At 62.7% G+C, this 17975-nt stretch carries 18 protein-coding genes; 4 read left to right on the top strand and 14 right to left on the bottom strand.

The genetic code is table 11. The annotated features are described in order from the left end of the window. Positions 1 to 48: 48 nt before the first annotated feature. The 5 genes from O3303_RS07820 to O3303_RS07800 all read right to left on the bottom strand — a co-directional run bounded on the left by O3303_RS07820 (position 49) and on the right by O3303_RS07800 (position 4309). A complete protein-coding gene (locus O3303_RS07820; protein WP_269561504.1) occupies positions 49 to 1245 on the bottom strand; it encodes an aspartate aminotransferase family protein in 1197 nt (398 codons plus the stop codon). A gap of 109 nt (positions 1246 to 1354) precedes the next feature. Further along, complete coding sequence (locus O3303_RS07815; RefSeq protein ID WP_269561503.1) at positions 1355 to 1834, bottom strand: hypothetical protein; 480 nt, start codon at positions 1832 to 1834, stop codon at positions 1355 to 1357. 33 nt (positions 1835 to 1867) lie between these two features. After that, positions 1868 to 2332: a hypothetical protein gene (locus O3303_RS07810; protein WP_269561502.1), complete on the bottom strand. Its 465-nt coding sequence runs from the start codon at positions 2330 to 2332 to the stop codon at positions 1868 to 1870. A gap of 124 nt (positions 2333 to 2456) precedes the next feature. Then, on the bottom strand, positions 2457 to 2999 hold the full coding sequence (locus tag O3303_RS07805; RefSeq protein WP_044017305.1) for an RNA polymerase sigma factor: 543 nt from the start codon (positions 2997 to 2999) through the stop codon (positions 2457 to 2459). A 569-nt stretch (positions 3000 to 3568) separates the two neighbouring features. Next, the gene (locus tag O3303_RS07800) at positions 3569 to 4309 is read right to left on the bottom strand and encodes a DUF481 domain-containing protein (RefSeq protein WP_269561501.1); all 741 of its coding nucleotides are present in this window, start codon (positions 4307 to 4309) and stop codon (positions 3569 to 3571) included. Positions 4310 to 4411: 102 nt separating this feature from the next. Here O3303_RS07800 and O3303_RS07795 point away from each other — a divergent pair, with 102 nt between their 5' ends. The 3 genes from O3303_RS07795 (at position 4412) to O3303_RS07785 (ending at position 8034) form a co-directional block, all read left to right on the top strand. Then, positions 4412 to 6712: a DUF5060 domain-containing protein gene (locus O3303_RS07795; RefSeq protein WP_269561500.1), complete on the top strand. Its 2301-nt coding sequence runs from the start codon at positions 4412 to 4414 to the stop codon at positions 6710 to 6712. A gap of 94 nt (positions 6713 to 6806) precedes the next feature. Further along, positions 6807 to 7457 carry a zinc ribbon domain-containing protein gene (locus O3303_RS07790; RefSeq protein ID WP_269561499.1) on the top strand — a complete coding sequence of 217 codons (651 nt, stop codon included), beginning with the start codon at positions 6807 to 6809 and terminating at the stop codon, positions 7455 to 7457. Positions 7458 to 7578: 121 nt separating this feature from the next. Next, entirely contained in the window at positions 7579 to 8034 is a 456-nt protein-coding gene (locus O3303_RS07785; protein WP_269561498.1) for a DinB family protein, read from the top strand. Between the two features lie 81 nt (positions 8035 to 8115). Here the strand turns inward: O3303_RS07785 and O3303_RS07780 are convergent, their stop codons facing one another. The 9 genes from O3303_RS07780 to O3303_RS07740 form a co-directional block, all read right to left on the bottom strand. Next, positions 8116 to 9072 carry a transketolase family protein gene (locus O3303_RS07780; RefSeq protein WP_269561497.1) on the bottom strand — a complete coding sequence of 319 codons (957 nt, stop codon included), beginning with the start codon at positions 9070 to 9072 and terminating at the stop codon, positions 8116 to 8118. Positions 9073 to 9114: 42 nt separating this feature from the next. Then, positions 9115 to 9861: a phytanoyl-CoA dioxygenase family protein gene (locus tag O3303_RS07775; protein WP_269561496.1), complete on the bottom strand. Its 747-nt coding sequence runs from the start codon at positions 9859 to 9861 to the stop codon at positions 9115 to 9117. Between the two features lie 13 nt (positions 9862 to 9874). Further along, positions 9875 to 10141, bottom strand: a complete 267-nt coding sequence (locus O3303_RS07770; RefSeq protein WP_269561495.1) for a hypothetical protein — start codon at positions 10139 to 10141, stop codon at positions 9875 to 9877. Between the two features lie 59 nt (positions 10142 to 10200). Next, complete coding sequence (locus O3303_RS07765; RefSeq protein WP_269561494.1) at positions 10201 to 11571, bottom strand: vWA domain-containing protein; 1371 nt, start codon at positions 11569 to 11571, stop codon at positions 10201 to 10203. A gap of 245 nt (positions 11572 to 11816) precedes the next feature. Continuing rightward, complete coding sequence (locus tag O3303_RS07760; RefSeq protein ID WP_269561493.1) at positions 11817 to 12722, bottom strand: transketolase; 906 nt, start codon at positions 12720 to 12722, stop codon at positions 11817 to 11819. Positions 12723 to 12813: 91 nt separating this feature from the next. Continuing rightward, complete coding sequence (gene bcp / locus O3303_RS07755) at positions 12814 to 13263, bottom strand: thioredoxin-dependent thiol peroxidase (protein WP_269561492.1); 450 nt, start codon at positions 13261 to 13263, stop codon at positions 12814 to 12816. A 50-nt stretch (positions 13264 to 13313) separates the two neighbouring features. After that, positions 13314 to 13898 (bottom strand): lipocalin family protein, encoded by a 585-nt coding sequence (locus tag O3303_RS07750; RefSeq protein ID WP_269561491.1) that lies wholly within the window; start codon positions 13896 to 13898, stop codon positions 13314 to 13316. Between the two features lie 56 nt (positions 13899 to 13954). Further along, positions 13955 to 15967: a M23 family metallopeptidase gene (locus tag O3303_RS07745; protein ID WP_269561490.1), complete on the bottom strand. Its 2013-nt coding sequence runs from the start codon at positions 15965 to 15967 to the stop codon at positions 13955 to 13957. 294 nt (positions 15968 to 16261) lie between these two features. Further along, the gene (locus O3303_RS07740) at positions 16262 to 16876 is read right to left on the bottom strand and encodes a fumarylacetoacetate hydrolase family protein (RefSeq protein WP_269561489.1); all 615 of its coding nucleotides are present in this window, start codon (positions 16874 to 16876) and stop codon (positions 16262 to 16264) included. 289 nt (positions 16877 to 17165) lie between these two features. Between O3303_RS07740 and O3303_RS07735 the strand changes: the two genes are divergently transcribed. Further along, positions 17166 to 17960 (top strand): M48 family metallopeptidase, encoded by a 795-nt coding sequence (locus O3303_RS07735; protein WP_269561488.1) that lies wholly within the window; start codon positions 17166 to 17168, stop codon positions 17958 to 17960. Positions 17961 to 17975: the final 15 nt, after the last annotated feature.

The following is a 17975-nucleotide window of genomic DNA, read 5'->3' as shown; positions in this document are numbered from 1 at the left end:
CCTCAGGGGTTGTTAAACGGCGCATTGCTCGTTATGTCTATTGGCTACCTATTGCTCACTGATAAACGAAATGGCCCGAAGCAGGGCGGCGCAGGCCTCGTCGATTTGCTCGTTGGTGATGATGAGCGGGGGAGCCAAGCGCAGGGAATTGTCGCAGAACAGGAACCAGTCGGTGAGGATGCCTTCGTGCTCCAGGGCGTGGTCGATGATGGGCTTGAGCACTTCGAACGAGTCGAACTCTACCGCCATCAGCAGGCCGCAGCCGCGCACGGCCCGAATGGCCGGATGCACCAGCTGCCGCCGGAAACGGGCGGCCTTTTCGGCCACACCCGCCAGCATATTTTCTTCCTGAATGGCCTGCAGCGTAGCCAGCGAGGCCGCGCAAGACACCGGATGCCCGCCGAATGTGGTGCAGTGGCCCAGGATGGGGTTGGTCTTGAAGCCCGCCATGATTTCCTGCGACGAGATGAATGCCCCGATGGGCATGCCGCCGCCCATGCCTTTGGCGCACACCAGAATATCGGGCGTAATGCCGAACTGCTCGAAGGCCCAGAGCGTGCCGGTACGCCCGAAGCCGCACTGAATTTCGTCGAGGATCAGCAGGGCGCCTACCTCGGTGCAGCGCTGGCGCAGGGCGGGCAGGTAGCCGGGCTCGGGCACGCGCACGCCGGCCTCGCCCTGCACCGTTTCCACGATGACGGCGGCCGTGTGCTCAGTTATCAGGGCCAGATCCTCGGGGTGGTTGTAGCGGAAGTGCTGCACGTCGGGCAGCAACGGGCGGTAGGAGTTCTTGAAGCCCTCGGAGCCGGTGATGCTGAGCGCGCCGTGCGTGGAGCCGTGGTAGGCATTCTGGCAGCTGATGAAACCAGTGCGGCCGGTGTGGCGCTTGGCCAGCTTCAGGGCGCCCTCAATGGCCTCGGTACCGGAATTGGTGAAGTATACCGCGTCGAGGTGGGCGGGCAGGGTGGCGTGCAGGGCCTCGGCCAGCAAGGCCGGCGGGGCCTGCACCAGCTCACCGTACACCATCAGGTGCAGGTACTTGTCGAGCTGGTTTTTGATGGCCTCAATGACACGCGGGTGGCGGTGGCCGACATTGCTCACGCCGATGCCGGAAATCAGGTCGAGGTAGCGGCGGCCGTCGGGGCCGTACATGTATACGCCCTCGGCCCGCTCAATTTCCAGCAGCAGCGGAAAATCGGAGGTTTGGGCCTGGTGGCGCAGAAAAAGCTGGCGGGTGGTAAGCATACGGCAAAGGTACGGCACCGGCCGCGGCCAACTGCCGGCCCCGGGTAGGTAGCAGGCAACAAACGGGCAACAAAAAAGGCTGCCGAAGCAGCCTTTTTTGTGGGAGAAGTTAGTCGTCGAGGCCGGGGCCGCCGCCGGGGGGGAGGCCGCCGCGCCGGTCGGCTACGCGCTTGAGCACGTCGCGGGTAAACTGCCGCTCAGCCACAAACAGCTTGCCTACCTGCCGGATGGTGAGCACCTTCTGGAACTTGTCGAAGTACTCCTTCTCCAGGTTCACTTCCTGCTGGCGCAAGGCCAAGGCCTGGGTCAGGTTGTCCTTGATCTGGGCGTCGGAAAGGCCGTCGGGCTCGTCGGTGCGGAGCAGGCGCATGCGGCGGTTCAGGTCGCGGCGCTTCTGCGTGAATTCGTTGTAGACGGGCCAGAAACGCTGGGCCTGCTCCTGGTTGAGGGCAATCTTTTCGGTGAGGTAGGCGATTTTAGCATTTTCGAGCTGGCTCAGGCGGCCACCCGGGCGGGCTCCTTTCTGGGCTACGGCCGGCACGGCAGCCAGCAGGCACAGCAGCAGCAGCGTGCGGAAGAGGTAGTTCATGGAGGTAAAAGTCGGGGAAGAAGACAAGGCTTTTTATAGATAGGTTTCGTCGGTGGGCTGGGCATCGAGCAGGTCCTGCAACTCGGCGGAGGAGGCCTGCAGGTAGGTTTCGGGCAGGGCCTGGGCCGTGGCAGGCAGCTCGGCCAAGTCGGTGAGGGTAATGCGCTGCTCGTTGGCCAGCAGATACTCTACCAGCTCGGTGCGCGGCACGCTGGCCAGCGTCCCGGAAGCCGAGGCGGTGGGCAACGCGCCGGGCCCACTCAGCAGAAATGAGGCTGCGAAGCCGCCCAGTACCACCGTAGAAGCCAGGGCCGTGCGCAGCGGCGCCGAGAGGGCCGCCAGCCAGCCCGGCACGGCCAGCGGACCAGCAGCGGCCAAGGCGTGCGGCTCCACGCGCTGCATCACGCGCATCGGTAGCTTATCGAAATAGCCGTCCGGCGGCGGTGCCAGCGGCTGCGGCCGGCGCGGATGGTCGTCCAGACGAAAAGGAGTTTTCATGGCACTTAGAAGCAACTCAGGCGGTAAGGTTTAATCGGGTTGTTAGTTGGTAGTTGTCAGTTTTTCGTTGTTAGTAGATATCGATACTGACAACGAAAAACTGACAACTAATCAAATCACCAACTCATTCAGCATTCGTGATGTAGGCTTCGATTTTCTTGGCGGCGTGGTGGTAGGAGGCTTTCAGGGCGCCTACGCTGGTGCCGGTGACTTCGGCCATCTGCTCGTAGGGCATTTCGTCGTAGTAGCGCAGGTTGAACACGAGGCGCTGCTTGTCGGGGAGCGTGAGGATGGCTTTCTGCAGGCGCAGCTCGATTTCGTCGCCGGCCAGGCCGGGGTCGGCCTCTACTTTGGCCGTGAGTTCGGCCGCCACATCATGGATGGGCAGAAAGAACTTGCGGCGCTTGCTTTGCAGGAAGTTCAGGCACTCGTTGGTGGCAATGCGGTAAATCCAGGTGTAGAGCGAGGCGTCCTGCCGGAAGTTCTCCAGGTGCTTCCACACTTTCACAAACACGTCCTGGGTGAGGTCGTCGGCGTCGTCGTGGTCGATAACCATCTTGCGCACGTGCCAATACACCTTGGTCTGGTACTTGCGCACCAGCTGGTTGAAGGCCACGTTGCGGGAGGCCGGGTCTGCGAACTTGCGGAGGATGTCCTGGTCTTCCAAGCAGAAGAAGGGGGTTAGGCGGGGCGGAGAGCGAGCGGTTGGCCGGTTAGAGTGGCGGGGCTGGCCAGGGTTTAATAGAGGCGAATGAGAAAAGTTGAGTAGTTGCTGTTCTCATGTTGGTGGCGAGTACTTTAACCCAGCATTGGGCTTCTATTTAAGACAAATTAAGAAGAGCAATAAAAAGCCCGAAGCAAGCAAGCCAAATCAGGAAATAGGAGAGCTTGGTATACCGTTTTCCTTTGCTTAAAGCCCTGATGATAATAATCTTGGAATTAATATATCTGTTTAGCAAGTGGGATAGAATCCCTGCGTTTAGCAGATTGACAACTATTGCCAAGTAGTAGGAATTGTCAGATGGCAAGAGGTTAAGCAGGACGTAAAACAGTCCTGTGGCTACAAAGTATGTTGGCAGGAAGGCGAGCATAGCTGTATTCGATACTTCACTAAGGCCTTTACGCGCTACGGAATGCGCAATTGCCAGAAAATGGGTATAAAACTGCATATCAATTAATTGGATTGTAGAATGCTAAATTCATAATAGTGCAAGTGCAGTAGCGGATTCTAATTGGTTACCTCCGCGTGCTGTACGCCAGGCCTACCGTGACGTTGGTGTTTTCCGGTACCCGGCCCTCGCTGAATTCACTTTCGAAGGAGTAATTATAGGAGAGGCTGACGGCCAGCTGGCGCGTGAGCTTGAGGGCAGCGGTGGTGAGGTTGCTGAAGCGGTAGTTGCCGAAATCAGCCAGCGAAGGTTGGTAGAACGTGGTGGAGTTTAGCGTGAGGATCCGCACCGACCAGGCCACTTTCAGGCGGGCCGAGTTGCGGGCCGTCACCTGACGGCGGCCATCTAGAAAGTTGGTTTGCTCCCGGATAACGAGGTTACTGACCGATACTTCGCGGCCCAGCGTATCGGAATAGAAGGCCCAGCCGGGGCCGGCGCCCAGCTGCGTCCGGCTGGTGATGCCGCGCAGGTTGCTTTGCTCGAACCCGCCGAGGGCGTAGGCCCGGAACCGGCCTTTATAGTAGTAGGGTGTGGCATTGAGCAGCAGCTCCCGCTCTTTCAGCCGTTTATCCTGCCGGCCAAAGATGAAGCTGCCCGTGAGGGGTAAGCCAAAGTGCTGGCCGCGCGTGAATGTGAGGTTTTGGGTGGTAGACAGCAGCGTGCGGTTCACGCCGCCCCGGCTGTAGGCGCCCGTCAGCTGGGTATTGTAGACGATGAGCGTGGTGTCGGGCTGCTGCTGATTCTGGGCCCATGCCCGAGGTGCCGGAAGCAGCGTGGCAAGCAGGAAAAACAGGAAAATGAAGCGCATAAGCAAAGGGATTAGCACAGCCGGCACACTACAAAACCGCGGAAAAACCCGTTTCTTCCCGCTTTGCTAGCGGCCCCAAACTTACGGTGGCCGCCCGTGCCTATGAAGCTACTGCTACATTTTATCCTGGGTGTGCTGTTGAGCGGGCTGGCTAGCGGCCCGGCCTGGGCCCTGCGCATCACCGAGCACCGCCGCGTGGGCGTGGTGCCGCCGGCGCGGCTGCAGAAGCTGGAGCTGGGCCTGGCCCTGGCCACGGCCCCGGTGCAGAATCCCTACGACCCCGCCGAAATAACGGTGGGCGCCGAGTTTACCAGCCCCAGCGGCGTGGTGCACCGGGCGGTGGGCTTCTGGTACCAGGACTTCCGGCGCTGCACCACCTGCGCCCCGTTTCCGCGCCAGAGTGCCACCGACACCTGCACCTACTGCACCACCTGCCCCGAAGACCCGCGTTACCTCGTGCCCGTGCCCACGCGCCTGCCCTGGCGCATCCGGTTTGCGCCACCCGAAGCCGGCCGCTGGAGCTACCGCCTGCTGGTGCGCCACCACGATTCCAGCACCGTGAGTGCGCCCACCTACTTCACGGTGGCCGCTACCGACAACCCCGGCTTCGTGCGGGTGCACCCCAACGGCCGCAACTTCGCTTTTACCGATGGCCGCGTGTTTTTTCCGCTGGGCATGAACGTGGTCAACAACGGCGTGGAGGAGCGCTACACCCGCCTGCCGTACCAGGATGTGCGCGACGGTATCCGCAAAATAGCCGACAACGGTGGCAACTTCGCCCGCCTGATGCTGATGCCCGGCCAGTTCAGCCCTGAAGGCGCTGACGGCCCCGCCGGCCGCTACGACACCCGCCAAAACCGCGCCTACGACCTCGACGCGCTAGTGGAGCAGGCCGCCCGCCGCCGCGTGTACCTGCAGATTGCGCTGTCCTCGGTCACGGATATTGCCGACAACGGGGAGGTGGGCCAGGCCTGGCAGCGGCACCCGTACCGGCAGCGGCTGGCGCCGGGCGCGCCGCCCATCCGCTTCTTCACTGACTCCGTGAGCCGGCAGCTGTTCCGGCAGCGCATCCGCTACGTGGTGGCCCGCTGGGGCTACTCGCCGGCCATTTTCGGGCTGGAAATGATGAACGAGGCCGACCTGTTCGGCGGTAAAGCCGACAACTTCTGGAACCCCGGCAACTCGGCCCGCGTGGGCAGCTGGGTGCGCGAGATGATAGCCTACGCCCGCACCCTGGCCCCGCAGTACCTCTACACCAACTCGCTGGGCTACGCCTTCAGCGGCGACTACCTTGGCCCCGATGGCAAGCCGCTCTATCAGGCTCCGGAGCTGGATTTCGTGCAGGACCACTACTACAGCTCCGACCTGAACGTGGAGCACCAGCGCGCCTATCTGGCCCGGCGGGCCGCGGTGCATTTCCCCGGCAAGCCCTACCAGCTGGCCGAGTTTGGGCTGGGTATCGAAAAGCAGTGCTGGTACGGCAGCTCCAACTTCACGGCCCCGCGCTACCCGCCCGGCGTCCGCTACCACGACCTGATTGAGATGCACAACACGCTCTGGTCGTCGGCGTTCAACGGCTCGGGCGGGGCGGCGCTGTATTGGTGGGCCAACCAGGTATTCGGGCTCTGCTACGGCGGGCAATACCACTATTTCAAGCCGCTGCAGCTATTTCTGGCCGGTAGCCCCATCTTCAGTGAAGACTACGAGGTGCTGGCCAGTGCCTGCCCCGGCATGGTCGGCCCTAAAGATACCCCGCACACGCCCACCACGCCCGGCAACTGTGTGCCGGTGTGGGCCGCCGGCAGCCCCGCCAGGGACACGGTTTCGCTGGAGCCCGGCGGGGCTTTCACGTCTGACGCGCGCCTGGAAGTGTTTGCGCTGCGGAGCCCGGCGCGGGTGCTGGGCTGGGTGCACAACCGCGCCAGCTACTGGTACCAGCTGCCCCACCAGGCCGGCTCGTTCACCGATACCACCTGCCTGCGCTTCAACGACAACCAGCCCAGCACCCCCGACAGCATTCCGGCCCTGATAGGCCAGACCGTGAGCCTGCCCGGCATGACCCGCCCGGGCCGCTACCGCCTGGAATTCTTCAGCACTTATCCGTTCTACGCCCTCCGTGCCGGCGGCCCGGTGGCGCAGGGCGGCCGCATTGCGCAGTTCACCACCGAGGCCCGCACCGATGCCACCGGCCAGCTGACGTTCACGGTACCGCCGCTGCGCCCGCTGGGCCGCCCACCCTTCGCGCCCGACTATGGGTTTCGGGCCACCTGGCTGCCAGACGAAGCCCCGAAACCGCTGGTCCGGCCGGCGGCGGCTAAACCAGCAGCCAAACCAGCGGCCGGGAAGCCGGCAGTGCGCAAGCCTGCTGCCCGGCCGGCAGTGCGTAAGCCGGCTGGCCGGTAGCTTGGGGCGTGGAAAGCAGAAATGTAACAGTTGAAAAAAGCAGCGCAGATATAGTAAAATGCTAATTTCAGCCCTCGCACCTACTACCACCGCTATGAGCAGCATGATTCACTTCGTGGCCAACCACGACGACCTCAGCACCGACAAGGGCTTTCAGTTCAAGTTTTACTGCGACAAGTGCCGCAACGGGCACATGTCGCGCTTTCTGCCCAATAAAATTGGGATTGCCGGGGAGCTGATGCGGGCCGCCGGTAGCCTGTTCGGCGGGCACTTCTACGATGCCGGCACCGCCGCCTACCATGTGCAGCGCGCCATCGGCGGCAAGGCCCACGACGACGCCCTGGAAACGGCCGTGCAGGAAGGCAAAACCTACTTCAAGCAGTGCACCCGCTGCGGCCACTGGGTGTGCCCCGATGTGTGCTGGAACCACACCGCCGGCCTCTGCGAAGACTGCGCCCCCAACGAGCACGAGGAGCTGGCCGCCCAGCAGCGCCAGGCCGCCCGCGAGCAGATCCAGACCAAAACCCGGGAGCACAACTACACTCAGGACCTCGATTTTCTGGGCCAGGCCAAGGTAGAGCAGTGCCCCAACTGCCAGGCTCGCCTGCAGCCCGGCCAGAAATTCTGCCCCGAATGCGGCACCGCCAGCGCCGCCGCCGCGCCCAAAGAGAAATTCTGCGGCGACTGTGGGGCCTCCGTGCAGCCCAGCCAGAAGTTCTGCGCCGGGTGCGGGGCCAAACAGTAGCAGTTGCCGCGCCGCCCGGTGGCGCCGCGCAGCGAATATGTTGGCGCGCCCGAAAACCGATTTCAGTGCCCACATACGACGCCCGTCTCTGCAACAGGAACGTGTCAACGGAACAACCCACATGACCCAACTCGAAACCTTACTGCAACAGCTTGAGCAAAGCATTGCCCGCCACGAAACCCTGAACCAAGCGGTTTCCCAGGCCTCGGTGGGCTGGCACATCGAGCACACGCTGCTCACGCTCAACGGTATCCAGCAGGTGCTGGCCGCCTCCGACCCCGCCCGCTACCGGTGGCGGTTCAGCTTGGGGCGGCTGGTGTTTTTCACGTTCAAGCGGATTCCGCGCGGCCGGGCCAAGTCGCCGGAAGTGGTGCTGCCGAAGGGCCCCATCTCGGCCGAAACGCTGACGGCCCACCTGGCCCGCACGCGCGCCATACTGCCCCGGCTGGCCGCGCTGCCGGCGGGCAGCTACTTCTACCATCCCTACTTCGGCGACCTGCGGCGCGACCAGGCCCTCCGGTTTCTGGAAATCCATACCCGCCACCACGTCGCCATCATTGCCGATATTCTGGCGTGAGGGACTTGCCTTAACGCCACAACGCCCCGGCCGCAACACGTGCGGCCGGGGCGTTGGGCATTTGGGTCGGCTGTCGGAAACCTACTTCCGGCGGGCCATTACCTTCTCCACGGCGCGCACGATGGCGGCTTCGTTGAGCTCGTACTTCTCCATCAGCTGGTCGGGCGTGCCCGACTCGCCGAACGAGTCGTTGACGGCCACCATTTCCAGCGGCAGGGGCTCCTCGCGGGCCAGCAGCTGGGCGATGGAGTCGCCCAGGCCGCCGTTCATCTGGTGCTCTTCGGCCGTCACCACGCAGCGCGTCTTGCGCGCCGACTCCAGAATCAGCTGCGCGTCCAGCGGCTTGATGGTGTGGATGTTGATGATTTCGGCGTTGATGCCTTTCTCGGCCAGCAGCTTGCCCGCTAGAATGGCCTTCCACACCAAATGGCCGGTGGCGAAGATGCTCACGTCGGCGCCTTCGTTCAGCACCACGCCTTTGCCGATTTCAAACTCCTGGTCGGCGGGGGTGAAGTTGGGCACCACGGGGCGGCCGAAACGCAGGTATACGGGGCCCTCGTAATCGGCGATGGCCAGGGTGGCGGCTTTGGTCTGGTTGTAGTCGCAGGGGTTGATGACGCACATGTGGGGCAGCATCTTCATCAGCCCGATGTCCTCCAGAATCTGGTGGGTGGCGCCGTCTTCGCCCAGCGTGAGGCCGGCGTGCGAAGCGCAGATCTTCACGTTCTTGCCCGAGTAGGCAATGCTCTGCCGGATTTGGTCGTAGACGCGGCCGGTGCTGAAGTTGGCGAAGGTGCCCGTGAACGGGATTTTACCGCCAATAGTGAGGCCGGCGGCCAGGCCCATCATGTTGGCCTCGGCAATGCCCACCTGGAAAAACCGCTCGGGGAAGTCCTTCACGAAGGCGTCCATCTTGAGCGAGCCAATCAGGTCGGCGCACAGCGCTACCACATTGGGGTTGGTTTTGCCCAGCTCGTGCAGGCCGGCCCCAAAGCCGCTGCGGGTGTCCTTCGATTCAGTGTAGGGGAAATCTTTCATGGGTTGGATGTTGGGGGCTTGGGGACTAAGGGTCTTGGGTTTTTATGTCAGAGGAAGTGCCAGCCGCTCGCGCCACTGCAGCCCATCGGGCAGCTCGGCCGCGCTGAACTCCAGGTGAATCACGCGGCGCGACTGGGCGCTGGTGCTGCGGTTGGAAGCGTGCAGCGTGAGTGGCTGCATCAGCATCACGCCCCCGGCGGGCACGGCGCACGTCAGCGCCTTCGGGGTAAAGGTAGGATGTTGGTCGTTGGGGATGACGCCGTGGCGGTGCGAGCCGGGCACCACCCGCAGCGCGCCGTTGCTGGCGTCGCAGTCGTCGAGGTGCAGGCGCACTGTGACGATGCTTTCCAGGATTTCGCGGGGCGGCAGCACGGTGGTTTCGCCGCCCTTGCTGCTCCAGGGGCCGTAGCCGGGCAGTTCTACCCGGTCGGTTACAGCCACCATCACATCCTGATGCCAGGCCACCAGCCAGTTGGAGCCGGCCGGCTTATCGAAGTAGATAGCCTTCACCAGATGCGGCGTTTGGGCTGGAAACAGCGCCGCCAGCACTTCCCGCAGCCCGGGCGTCAGGAGTTGCTCCTGCAACGCTGGAAGCTCCTGCAGCAGATTCCGGATGGCAAACACGTCTTGGCTGCGCCGGAAGCTGGGTGAGGTGGTATCGGCCGTGGCGATGGTGCGCAGCAAAGCCGCCGTTTCGGCCGGGGTGAAAACGCCGGGCAGGATGGCGTAGCCATCGGAGCGGAGCTGCGTAGCGGCCGGTTCGAGGTCTATAGTTGAAACGGAAGGCATCGTCGTGGGCATATTACTCCTGAATAAGTACTTCATCTTCTTCAGGGAGAAATAGTATTGATAAAGAGTCGCCTATTGAATACTTGTTTTGTGAATAGCCAATGGCTGAAACTGGCTTGTTATTATTTAGATAATTCAATGAATACGTGTGTGTGCCTTTTGTGTAATGATCGTTCTCAATGCTAGCGCAAGCCTGTATACCATCTTTGTTCAGTTTCTTATAAAATTGCTGTTGGTGTTGCTGATATTGCATGATGCTGAATACCAGTAGAAAAATCATAAAAAAAGCAAGCAATTCGAAATAGGGGCGTAGTAGCTCTTGTGTGTCCTCCCAGTTCCTCATCGGCCAAAGATGCTAACCGAGCTGGTCTGGCCCGAGCGGATGGTGAAGTTGCGCACGTCGGTGAACTGGCTGCCGGTGGCGGTTTTGGTGCGGAAGATGAGGCGGTAGGCGCCGGGCTGCATTGGCACGTTTATTTTGCTGCTGCCGCCGTCGGGAAGGTTGTAGAGCCAGGTCTGGGTTTCGTCGTCGTTGAGGCGGTAGATGCTGCCGTAGCCTTTCAGGTCCGACACGATGTTGAGGATGCCGGGCGCCGGGTACGTGACGGTGGTTTCCTGGCCCTGCCGGATGTTGATGCGCCGCACCTGCCGGGGCAGCGTCAGCAGCTCCACTTCGTAGGTGCCGGCCAGCAGCTTCTGCCGCGCCCCGAAGGGCAGAGCCAGCAGCGTGCCGTCCTTGCCGGGCTGCCGGATAACGGCCTGCACCGTGCCGTAGGGGTTGGGCGTCACGTTAGGGTTCTGCAGCCAGAGCGTGCCCTGCGGCGTTTTGTAGGTCAGCACGTTGGCCTTGCCCGGCCGGATCTGCAGGTTTTCCTGGCGCACCGGCGGCACGGTGTTTATCACCAGGTCGTAGCTCTGCAGCGCGTCGATGTCGAGGGCGTCGGGCTGGCCTTTGGCGTCGCGGTAGTGCACGTAGTTGTATTCGGGCAGGCCCGTGACGTTGTTGAGAAACGTCAGGTTCACGTTCGTTTCCACGCCCCGGCCGGCCTCGTCGGTGAGGTTGACGGCCACGGTGGTTTTGGCCAGCGTCTGGGCTACCACGTCGTTGAGGATGGTGCGGAATGTCTTCACGTCAGCGGCATTGTAGTACTGCCCCAGGCATTCCAGCTGCTTACCAAACTCCCGCTCGGCCCCGATGCCAATCACGAAGGGCTTGAGAAACACCCGCTTCCGCTGCAGTGCCAGCGAGGTCGCGCACGGGTCGCCCTTGCACGACTCCAGCCCGTCGGTAATCAGAATCAGCACGTTGCGCGCCGTTTTGTCGGTCGGGAAGTCGCCGGCCGACTGCAGCAGCGAGAAGGTGATGGGCGTGTTGCCGCGGGGCTCAATGGTTTTGAGCTTGGCCTTGATGGCCGCCGCGTTTTTAGGCGCGAAGGCCACTTCCAGCTTGGAGTCTTCGCAGTTGTTTTCCGACTTGTCGTGCAGGTGGCCGTAGGCGCGCAAGCCCAGCTCCAGGTTGGGGTAGGCGTTCAGCGAATCGACCATGCGGGCCAGCAGGCCCTTGGCCACGTCCATGCGCGCCCGCCCTTCCCACGGCGCCAGCATCGAGCCCGAGGCATCCAGCAGAAACAGAATGCGCGTGACACGCGGCTTGGCCGGCGGCGCGTTCTGGGCACGCAGCCCCGCGCCCGGCCAGGTAGCCAGACTCACAAGCACGCATACAAGAACGGCCAGGCGGCGCATAAGGGAGGAAACAGCAGCTCCCCCACGAAACGCGGGGAAGCCAAATGTCAGCGGGTACGGCACCAACAGCAGTAAACTGCCGCGAAGCCCATAGCAGCAACGCTTAACAGACCAATGCCTGTATAAAAAGGCTTCCGCTTACAAACACAAGCCAGACATTAAACCGGCGGTTTGATCAGCGAAATTCCCTCTTTATCTGCAACATCTGCGATTTAGTAGTCGCCGGCTTCTTCTACCAGCAGCTGCTGCAGCGCCTTTTCCAGCTGCTCATCGTTCGGCGCAACGCCGTGCCACTTGTGCGAGCCCATCATGAAGTCGACGCCGAAGCCCATCTGGGTGTCCATGAGCACCATCACGGGGCGGCCCTGGCCGAGCAGGTTTTGGGCTTCCTCGATGGTGGCCAGCAGCGTGGGCAGGTCGTTGCCGTTGGTTTCCAGCACCTGCCAGTTGAAGCTCTCGAACTTGGCGCGCAGGTCGCCGAGGCCGCCGATCTTGTCGGTGGGGCCGTCGATCTGCTGGCCATTGCGGTCCACGAAGGCAATCAGGTTATCGACTTTGTGGTGCGGGGCGTATAGGGCCGCTTCCCAGATCTGGCCTTCCTGCAGCTCGCCGTCGCCCATGAGCACGAACACCGTGCGGTCGTCGCCGTTGAGCTTTTTGGCCTGGGCCGCGCCCGTGGCCACGCTCAGCCCCTGGCCCAGCGAGCCCGACGCAATGCGGACACCGGGCAGATGCTCGTGGGTGGCGGGGTGGCCCTGCAGCCGCGAGTTGAGCTTGCGGAACGTAGCCAACTCACTCACCGGGAAGTAGCCGGAGCGGGCCAGCACCGAGTAGAAAACCGGCGAAATGTGGCCGTTGGACAGGAAAAACAGGTCCTGGTTGGTGCCGTTCATGTCGAAGGGCTGGGGCGTGTGCTTCATCACCTTGAAGTACAGGGCCACCAGCAGGTCGGTGCAGCCCAGCGAGCCGCCGGGGTGGCCGGAGTTCACGGCGTGCACCATGCGCACAATGTCGCGGCGCACCTGCGCGGCAATCTGCTGCAGCTCGGCCACCGACTTGGTGGCTTCGGGGGCGTGGGTTTCGGAAGAAGCGGCGAAGGAATTGGCGTCGTGCGACATGAATTCTATGAGGTTGGGGGAAAGCAAAGGTAGGAACTTGGGCGAGGCGCGCGAAAAAAAAGCCCCGCCAAACGGGCGGGGCTAACAGGGCCTACAGCAACTGGGCCGCGTGGTTTTTGGTGTCGACTTTGGTGATGACCTTCTCGATACGGCCGTCGGCGTCAATCAGGAAGGTGTAGCGCATGGTGCCCATGTACTTGCGGCCGTACATGGATTTCTCCTGCCACACGCCGTAGGCTTCCACCAGCTTTTTGTCTTCATCCACGAGCAGCGGAAACGGCAGCTCGTACTTATCGGCGAACTTCTTGTGCGACTTCTCGCTGTCGATGCTTACGCCCAGCACCTGAATGCCGGCGGCCTGCAGGCTCTGGTAGTTGTCGCGCAGGTCGCAGGCCTGGGCCGTGCAGCCGCTGGTGTCGTCTTTGGGGTAGAAGTAGAGGGCCACTTTGCGGCCGGCGTAGTCCTGCAGGCGGTGCAGGTTGCCGTGCTGGTCGGGCGCTTCGAAGGCGGGGGCGGCGTCGCCGATCTGGGGAATGGGCATAAGGCTGGGATTTGCGGTAAATATAGCGCGCCGCCGCGTGCCGGGCACGGTTACGGCTTGCCGGCAATGGGCTGAGGCGTGAACAGGATGCGGTCCACGTCAAAACCCAGCTCGCGGGCCTTGGCCAGATAGTGGTCGCGGAGGTTGCGCTCCATGTGCGGCGTGCGGCTCAGCAGCCACAGGTTGGTGCGGTCGGGGCCGCCGGCCACCAGGGCGTGGCGGTAGTCGGAGTGGTCGAGGGCAATGATCCAGTAGTCGCCTTCAAACGGCCAGAAGAAGCTCACTTTCAGCTTGGCGTTGGTGACGGCATCTACCACGCGGGCCGTACCCGTCACGGTTTCCACGGGGCCATTCAGGCCTTCTTTGTGGCAGGTGTTGCGTACGGTCACTTTGCCGTCGGGCCGCAGCGTGTACTCGGCCGTCACGTGCTGGCAGCCTTTCTCGAAGCGGGTCGGGAGCCGGGCCACCTCGTACCAGAGGCCCATGTACTTGTGCAGATCCACGTGGGCCACGGTGGGCAGCGGCGGGTGCAGCTTGCGGCGGGCGAAGGCATAGGCAGCCACGCCGGTAGCTACGGCCGCAGCCACGGAGGCCAGCAGCACCGGCTTGCGGCGCTTAAGCAGATTGTTGGACATGAGAATAGGGGAAAGGTTACTGGAATATACGAACTCATACGCGGCCGCGGCCGATGCTACAGCACCACGTTCAGCACCTTCTCGTTGCCGGCCTGGTCGGTGAGGCGGAGCGTGGCGGGGCCGCGCAGGACCGGGCCCAGCGTGTCGGAGCGCTCCGAGAACAGAGTGGCGTTTTTGTGCTCAAAGCGCAGCAGGTGAAACTGCCCGTTCACTTCCAGCCGGTAGCTGGCCAGCCCCGACAGGTCGTCGCCGACCTTGAACACCACGCCGCCGGGCCCTTTGCTGAGCAGGCGCCCCGAAGGCGGAATGGTGTCGGTGAGCAAACGGAAGCGGCCGAAGGTTTTGATGGGGGCCGATACGGTGGTGTTGTCGGCGGCCCACTTGCCGCCCACGTAGCCTTTGCCGCCGTTGGGCGCTATGCTATAGATGGCGGTGCGGCGCGGGTCAGTTACGGGCGTTTCGGGCCGGAGCGTGAGGCGCAGGGTTTCGTAGAGCGGCGTGCGCGGCAGGTGCACCGTCCAGAGGCCGGCGGCATAGCTGGTTTGCACATACAGCGTGTCAAACAGCGTTTTGGGCGCGAAGCCCAGCTGCAGCGCGCTGGTGGAGAAGGCGAAATCCCGGCCCGATGGAATGCTGGCCTGCCGGTCGAAGCGGCGCGTGACGCCCTGGAAGCTGAGCGAGTCGGGCAGGCCGGCGCGCAGGTCGTAGAGGTAGGTGTTTTCGCTCTGCACCGTGTAGCTGGGGCGCAGTGTGAGGCGGCGGTTGCCTTTGTAGAGCGTGAGCGGCCCACCCACAGAGGCCGTGTCGGGGTCAGAAGCGGTGGCCAACAGCAGGTTGCGGCTGATATCGTAGCGCAGGGTGGGCTTTTTCACCAGCGCCGAGCGGGTTTTGTAGTACACCGGCTGCTCGCCGCGCAGCACGAAGCGCAGCGGCGTGCGGTTGCCGTAGGAGTCGGCCAGCATGATTTCCACCGCGTAGAGCTTGCCGGCTTCCACGCGCAGCTTGCCCTTGGCGGGGCCGGTTTTGTACATGCTCAGGTCGTTGCCGTCGTCCACGAACAGGCGCTCCAGCTGCCGGCCCTGGGTGGCGCGCCACTCATAGTCCACGTGCCGGTTGATCTGGCGCGAGCCTTCCGGAAACGGAATATCATCCACGACGTGGGTGTAGAGCGGCTGGCCGTTCACACGCACGTCCACGCGCTGCAGGCCGTTCTTGTTCCACACCCCGTCGAACCTATCAAAGCCCTGCACCAGCAGGCCCACCTGCCCGAAGGCGGCAATGGTATCGGCCCACACGTAGCCGCCGCCGTTGGGCAGCATCGGCGCTTTCGGCACGAATATGCTCTTGCCGAAGCGCCCCTGCACGCGGGCTTCAATGCCCAGCGCCTCCACCGCAAACGCCTGCAGCTGCGGCGCCACGTGGTCCTGGATTTCGGGGAAGCCCCCAAACTGCAGCGGATTGAGTTGGTGGTCGTCGGGGGTGCGCACTTCCCAGTGCAGGTGCGGGCCCGCCGAGCCGCCCGTGTTGCCCGATAGTGCTACCACCTCGCCGCGCTTTACCGGAAACTGCGTTTTGTCGAAAAACAGCTCCAGATCGTAGGTCTGCTTCTCATACTGGCGGCGCAGCAGCTCGGCGGCTACCGGCCCCTTGAAGTGGTTGAGGTGGCCGTACACCGTCGTCAGGCCGTTGGGGTGCGTGATGTAGAGCACGTTGCCGTAGCCGTAGCTGCTCTGCTTCATGCGCGAGATGTAGCCGTCGGCGGCGGCGTACACCGGCAAATCCACGCGGCCGTCGGTCTTGATGTCGAGGCCGCCGTGGAAGTGGTTGGGGCGAAGCTCGCCCATGCTGCCGGCCAGGTAGTTCTGCACGCCGGGCTTAATCGGGAACAGAAAGTAGCCGGCCGGCACACTGGGGCGTCGGGCATCGGCGGTGGCAGCCGGCGCTGGTTTCGGAGCCGAGGAATCGGGGGCCTGGCCCTCGCAGGATGTAGGCGGCCAAGTGAGCAGCAGCGGCAGCGCCGCCAGACTCAGCAGCCGGCGCGAAAAGCTGGTAAACAACGTATTGGGCATTCAGAAATACTAGGTATGGTGGATTGCTGGAGTAGTGGGGTAGTGGATTGACGGACGTGGGCATTGGTTCGACACGGGTAGTGGTGCTACGAGTTGCCCGAAGGGCCTCGTAGTACCACTAAATCGTTGGTAAGCCGTCGTTCAATGCCCCGGAGGTTGTCTGGGCTACAAACGTGTTCTACATTTCTACACCCCTTGCTGACAGCTTCTGCTGCCGAACCGGACGGCTTTTTAGTGGTCCTACGAGGCCCTGCGGGCAACTCGTAGGACCACCGCCACCAACCCACCTCTCTACTACTTCACAGCCAGATTCAGCAGCTGCTGGTCTTCGATATAGCCGGTGAGCTGGTCGCCGGGCTGCACCGGGCCCACGCCGCTGGGCGTGCCCGTAAAAATCAGGTCGCCCATTTTCAGGGTGATGAACTGCGAGATGTAGCTGATGATTTTATTGAAGTCGTGCAGCATCAGGCCGGAGTTGCCCTGCTGACGCACCTGCCCGTTCACTTCCAGCCGGAAGTTGATGTTCTTCAGGTCTGGGAAGTCGGCCACGGGCTTGAACTCCTGCGAAATAGGGGCCGAGCCGTCGAAGCCTTTAGCCAGCTCCCACGGCAGCCCTTTGGATTTGAGCTTGCTTTGCAGGTCGCGGGCCGTGAAGTCGATGCCCAGGCCGATGGCGTCGAAGTAGGTGGGCGCAAACTTCTCCTCGATGTTCTTGCCGTTTTTGCAGATGCGCAGCACCAGCTCTATTTCGTGGTGAATGTCCTGCGAGAAATCGGGCACGAAGAACGGTTGGTTGCGCTGCAGCAGGGCCGTATCGGGCTTGGCGAAGATGACGGGAGCGTCGGGTGTTTCGTTCTGGAGTTCGGCAATGTGCTCGGTGTAGTTGCGGCCAATGCAGAGGATTTTCATAGCGTAAAAAGCAGGGGAGAGGAAAGGGCCCGGCGGCTGGTGGCAGCGGCCTAAGCCCAGGAAAACAGGATACAGAAAAACGGGCTACTGCCGGCGGGTAGCGGCCCGGAAGTCAAAACTACCGCTAATTCGTAGTGGCTGAACGAAGAAAAGGCAAAAAACAGGTGCGCCGCCATCAGAATAGAGGTAAATAAACATTTTTGCGGCCTGCGCACGTATAGAAGCGTCCGGCCGGCGCTTTCACCACGTCGGGCCCTACTCGTCTCTTTCCCTAAGCCCTTCCTACGTCATGCTCCGCAACCTTGCCCTCGCCAGCTGCCTTCTAGTTACTGCGGCCTGCTCCACGGTGCCCATCACCGGCCGCCGCCAGCTCAGCCTAGTTTCCGACACGGAGATGAACACGATGGCCGCTGCTGAGTACCAGAAAGTGCTGGCCTCCAGTCAGGTGGCAGGCAGCGGCGAGCAGGCGGCTATGGTGAAGCGGGTGGGACAGCGCATTCAGCAGGCCGTGGATACGTACTTCCGCCAGCAGAATGCTCAGGCTCAACTGGAGGGCTACGCCTGGGAGTTCAACCTGATCAACGACAAGCAGGAAAACGCCTGGTGCATGCCCGGCGGCAAGGTGGCGGTGTACACCGGCATCCTGCCCATCACGCAGGACGAAAACGGCCTGGCTGTGGTGATGGGCCACGAAATTGCCCACGCCGTAGCCAAGCACAGCTCGGAGCGCATGAGCCAGCAGATGGCGGCCCAGGGCCTCGGCGGCGTGCTGTCGGCCTCGGCCGGCCAGAACCCCACGGCCACCCAGAACGTGTTTCTGCAGGTGGTAGGGGCCGGCTCGCAGCTGGGTTTGCTGAAGTATGGCCGTAGCCAGGAGTCGGAAGCCGACCGCCTGGGCCTTATCTTTATGGCCATGGCGGGCTACAACCCCGACGGGGCCGTGCAGTTCTGGCAGCGCATGGACGCCCGCGAGGGCCAGGCCTCACCGCCCGAGTTCCTCTCCACCCACCCCTCCAACGGCACGCGCATCGCCGATATTCAGCGCGACCTGCCCGAAGCCCGCACGTTTTATACCGCCCGCTAATCTTTCTACCTGTTA

This window comes from Hymenobacter canadensis (assembly GCF_027359925.1).
Classification (GTDB): Bacteria; Bacteroidota; Bacteroidia; order Cytophagales; family Hymenobacteraceae; genus Hymenobacter; species Hymenobacter canadensis.
The sequence above is the reverse complement of the archived record's forward strand: the minus strand, read 5'-3'. Positions and strand labels throughout refer to the sequence as shown.

Excerpts from the sequence above, each read along its gene's own strand:
- O3303_RS07780 (WP_269561497.1), bottom strand. The coding sequence starts at position 9,072 with ATGAAAGATTTCCCCTACACTGAATCGAAGGACACCCGCAGCGGCTTT.
- O3303_RS07800 (WP_269561501.1), bottom strand. The coding sequence starts at position 4,309 with ATGCGCTTCATTTTCCTGTTTTTCCTGCTTGCCACGCTGCTTCCGGCA.
- O3303_RS07760 (WP_269561493.1), bottom strand. The coding sequence starts at position 12,722 with ATGTCGCACGACGCCAATTCCTTCGCCGCTTCTTCCGAAACCCACGCC.
- O3303_RS07750 (WP_269561491.1), bottom strand. The coding sequence starts at position 13,898 with ATGTCCAACAATCTGCTTAAGCGCCGCAAGCCGGTGCTGCTGGCCTCC.
- O3303_RS07810 (WP_269561502.1), bottom strand. The coding sequence starts at position 2,332 with ATGAAAACTCCTTTTCGTCTGGACGACCATCCGCGCCGGCCGCAGCCG.
- O3303_RS07740 (WP_269561489.1), bottom strand. The coding sequence starts at position 16,876 with ATGAAAATCCTCTGCATTGGCCGCAACTACACCGAGCACATTGCCGAA.
- O3303_RS07735 (WP_269561488.1), top strand. The coding sequence starts at position 17,166 with ATGCTCCGCAACCTTGCCCTCGCCAGCTGCCTTCTAGTTACTGCGGCC.
- O3303_RS07745 (WP_269561490.1), bottom strand. The coding sequence starts at position 15,967 with ATGCCCAATACGTTGTTTACCAGCTTTTCGCGCCGGCTGCTGAGTCTG.
- O3303_RS07815 (WP_269561503.1), bottom strand. The coding sequence starts at position 1,834 with ATGAACTACCTCTTCCGCACGCTGCTGCTGCTGTGCCTGCTGGCTGCC.
- O3303_RS07790 (WP_269561499.1), top strand. The coding sequence starts at position 6,807 with ATGAGCAGCATGATTCACTTCGTGGCCAACCACGACGACCTCAGCACC.
- O3303_RS07785 (WP_269561498.1), top strand. The coding sequence starts at position 7,579 with ATGACCCAACTCGAAACCTTACTGCAACAGCTTGAGCAAAGCATTGCC.
- O3303_RS07795 (WP_269561500.1), top strand. The coding sequence starts at position 4,412 with ATGAAGCTACTGCTACATTTTATCCTGGGTGTGCTGTTGAGCGGGCTG.
- O3303_RS07775 (WP_269561496.1), bottom strand. The coding sequence starts at position 9,861 with ATGCCTTCCGTTTCAACTATAGACCTCGAACCGGCCGCTACGCAGCTC.
- O3303_RS07770 (WP_269561495.1), bottom strand. The coding sequence starts at position 10,141 with ATGATTTTTCTACTGGTATTCAGCATCATGCAATATCAGCAACACCAA.
- O3303_RS07820 (WP_269561504.1), bottom strand. The coding sequence starts at position 1,245 with ATGCTTACCACCCGCCAGCTTTTTCTGCGCCACCAGGCCCAAACCTCC.
- bcp (WP_269561492.1), bottom strand. The coding sequence starts at position 13,263 with ATGCCCATTCCCCAGATCGGCGACGCCGCCCCCGCCTTCGAAGCGCCC.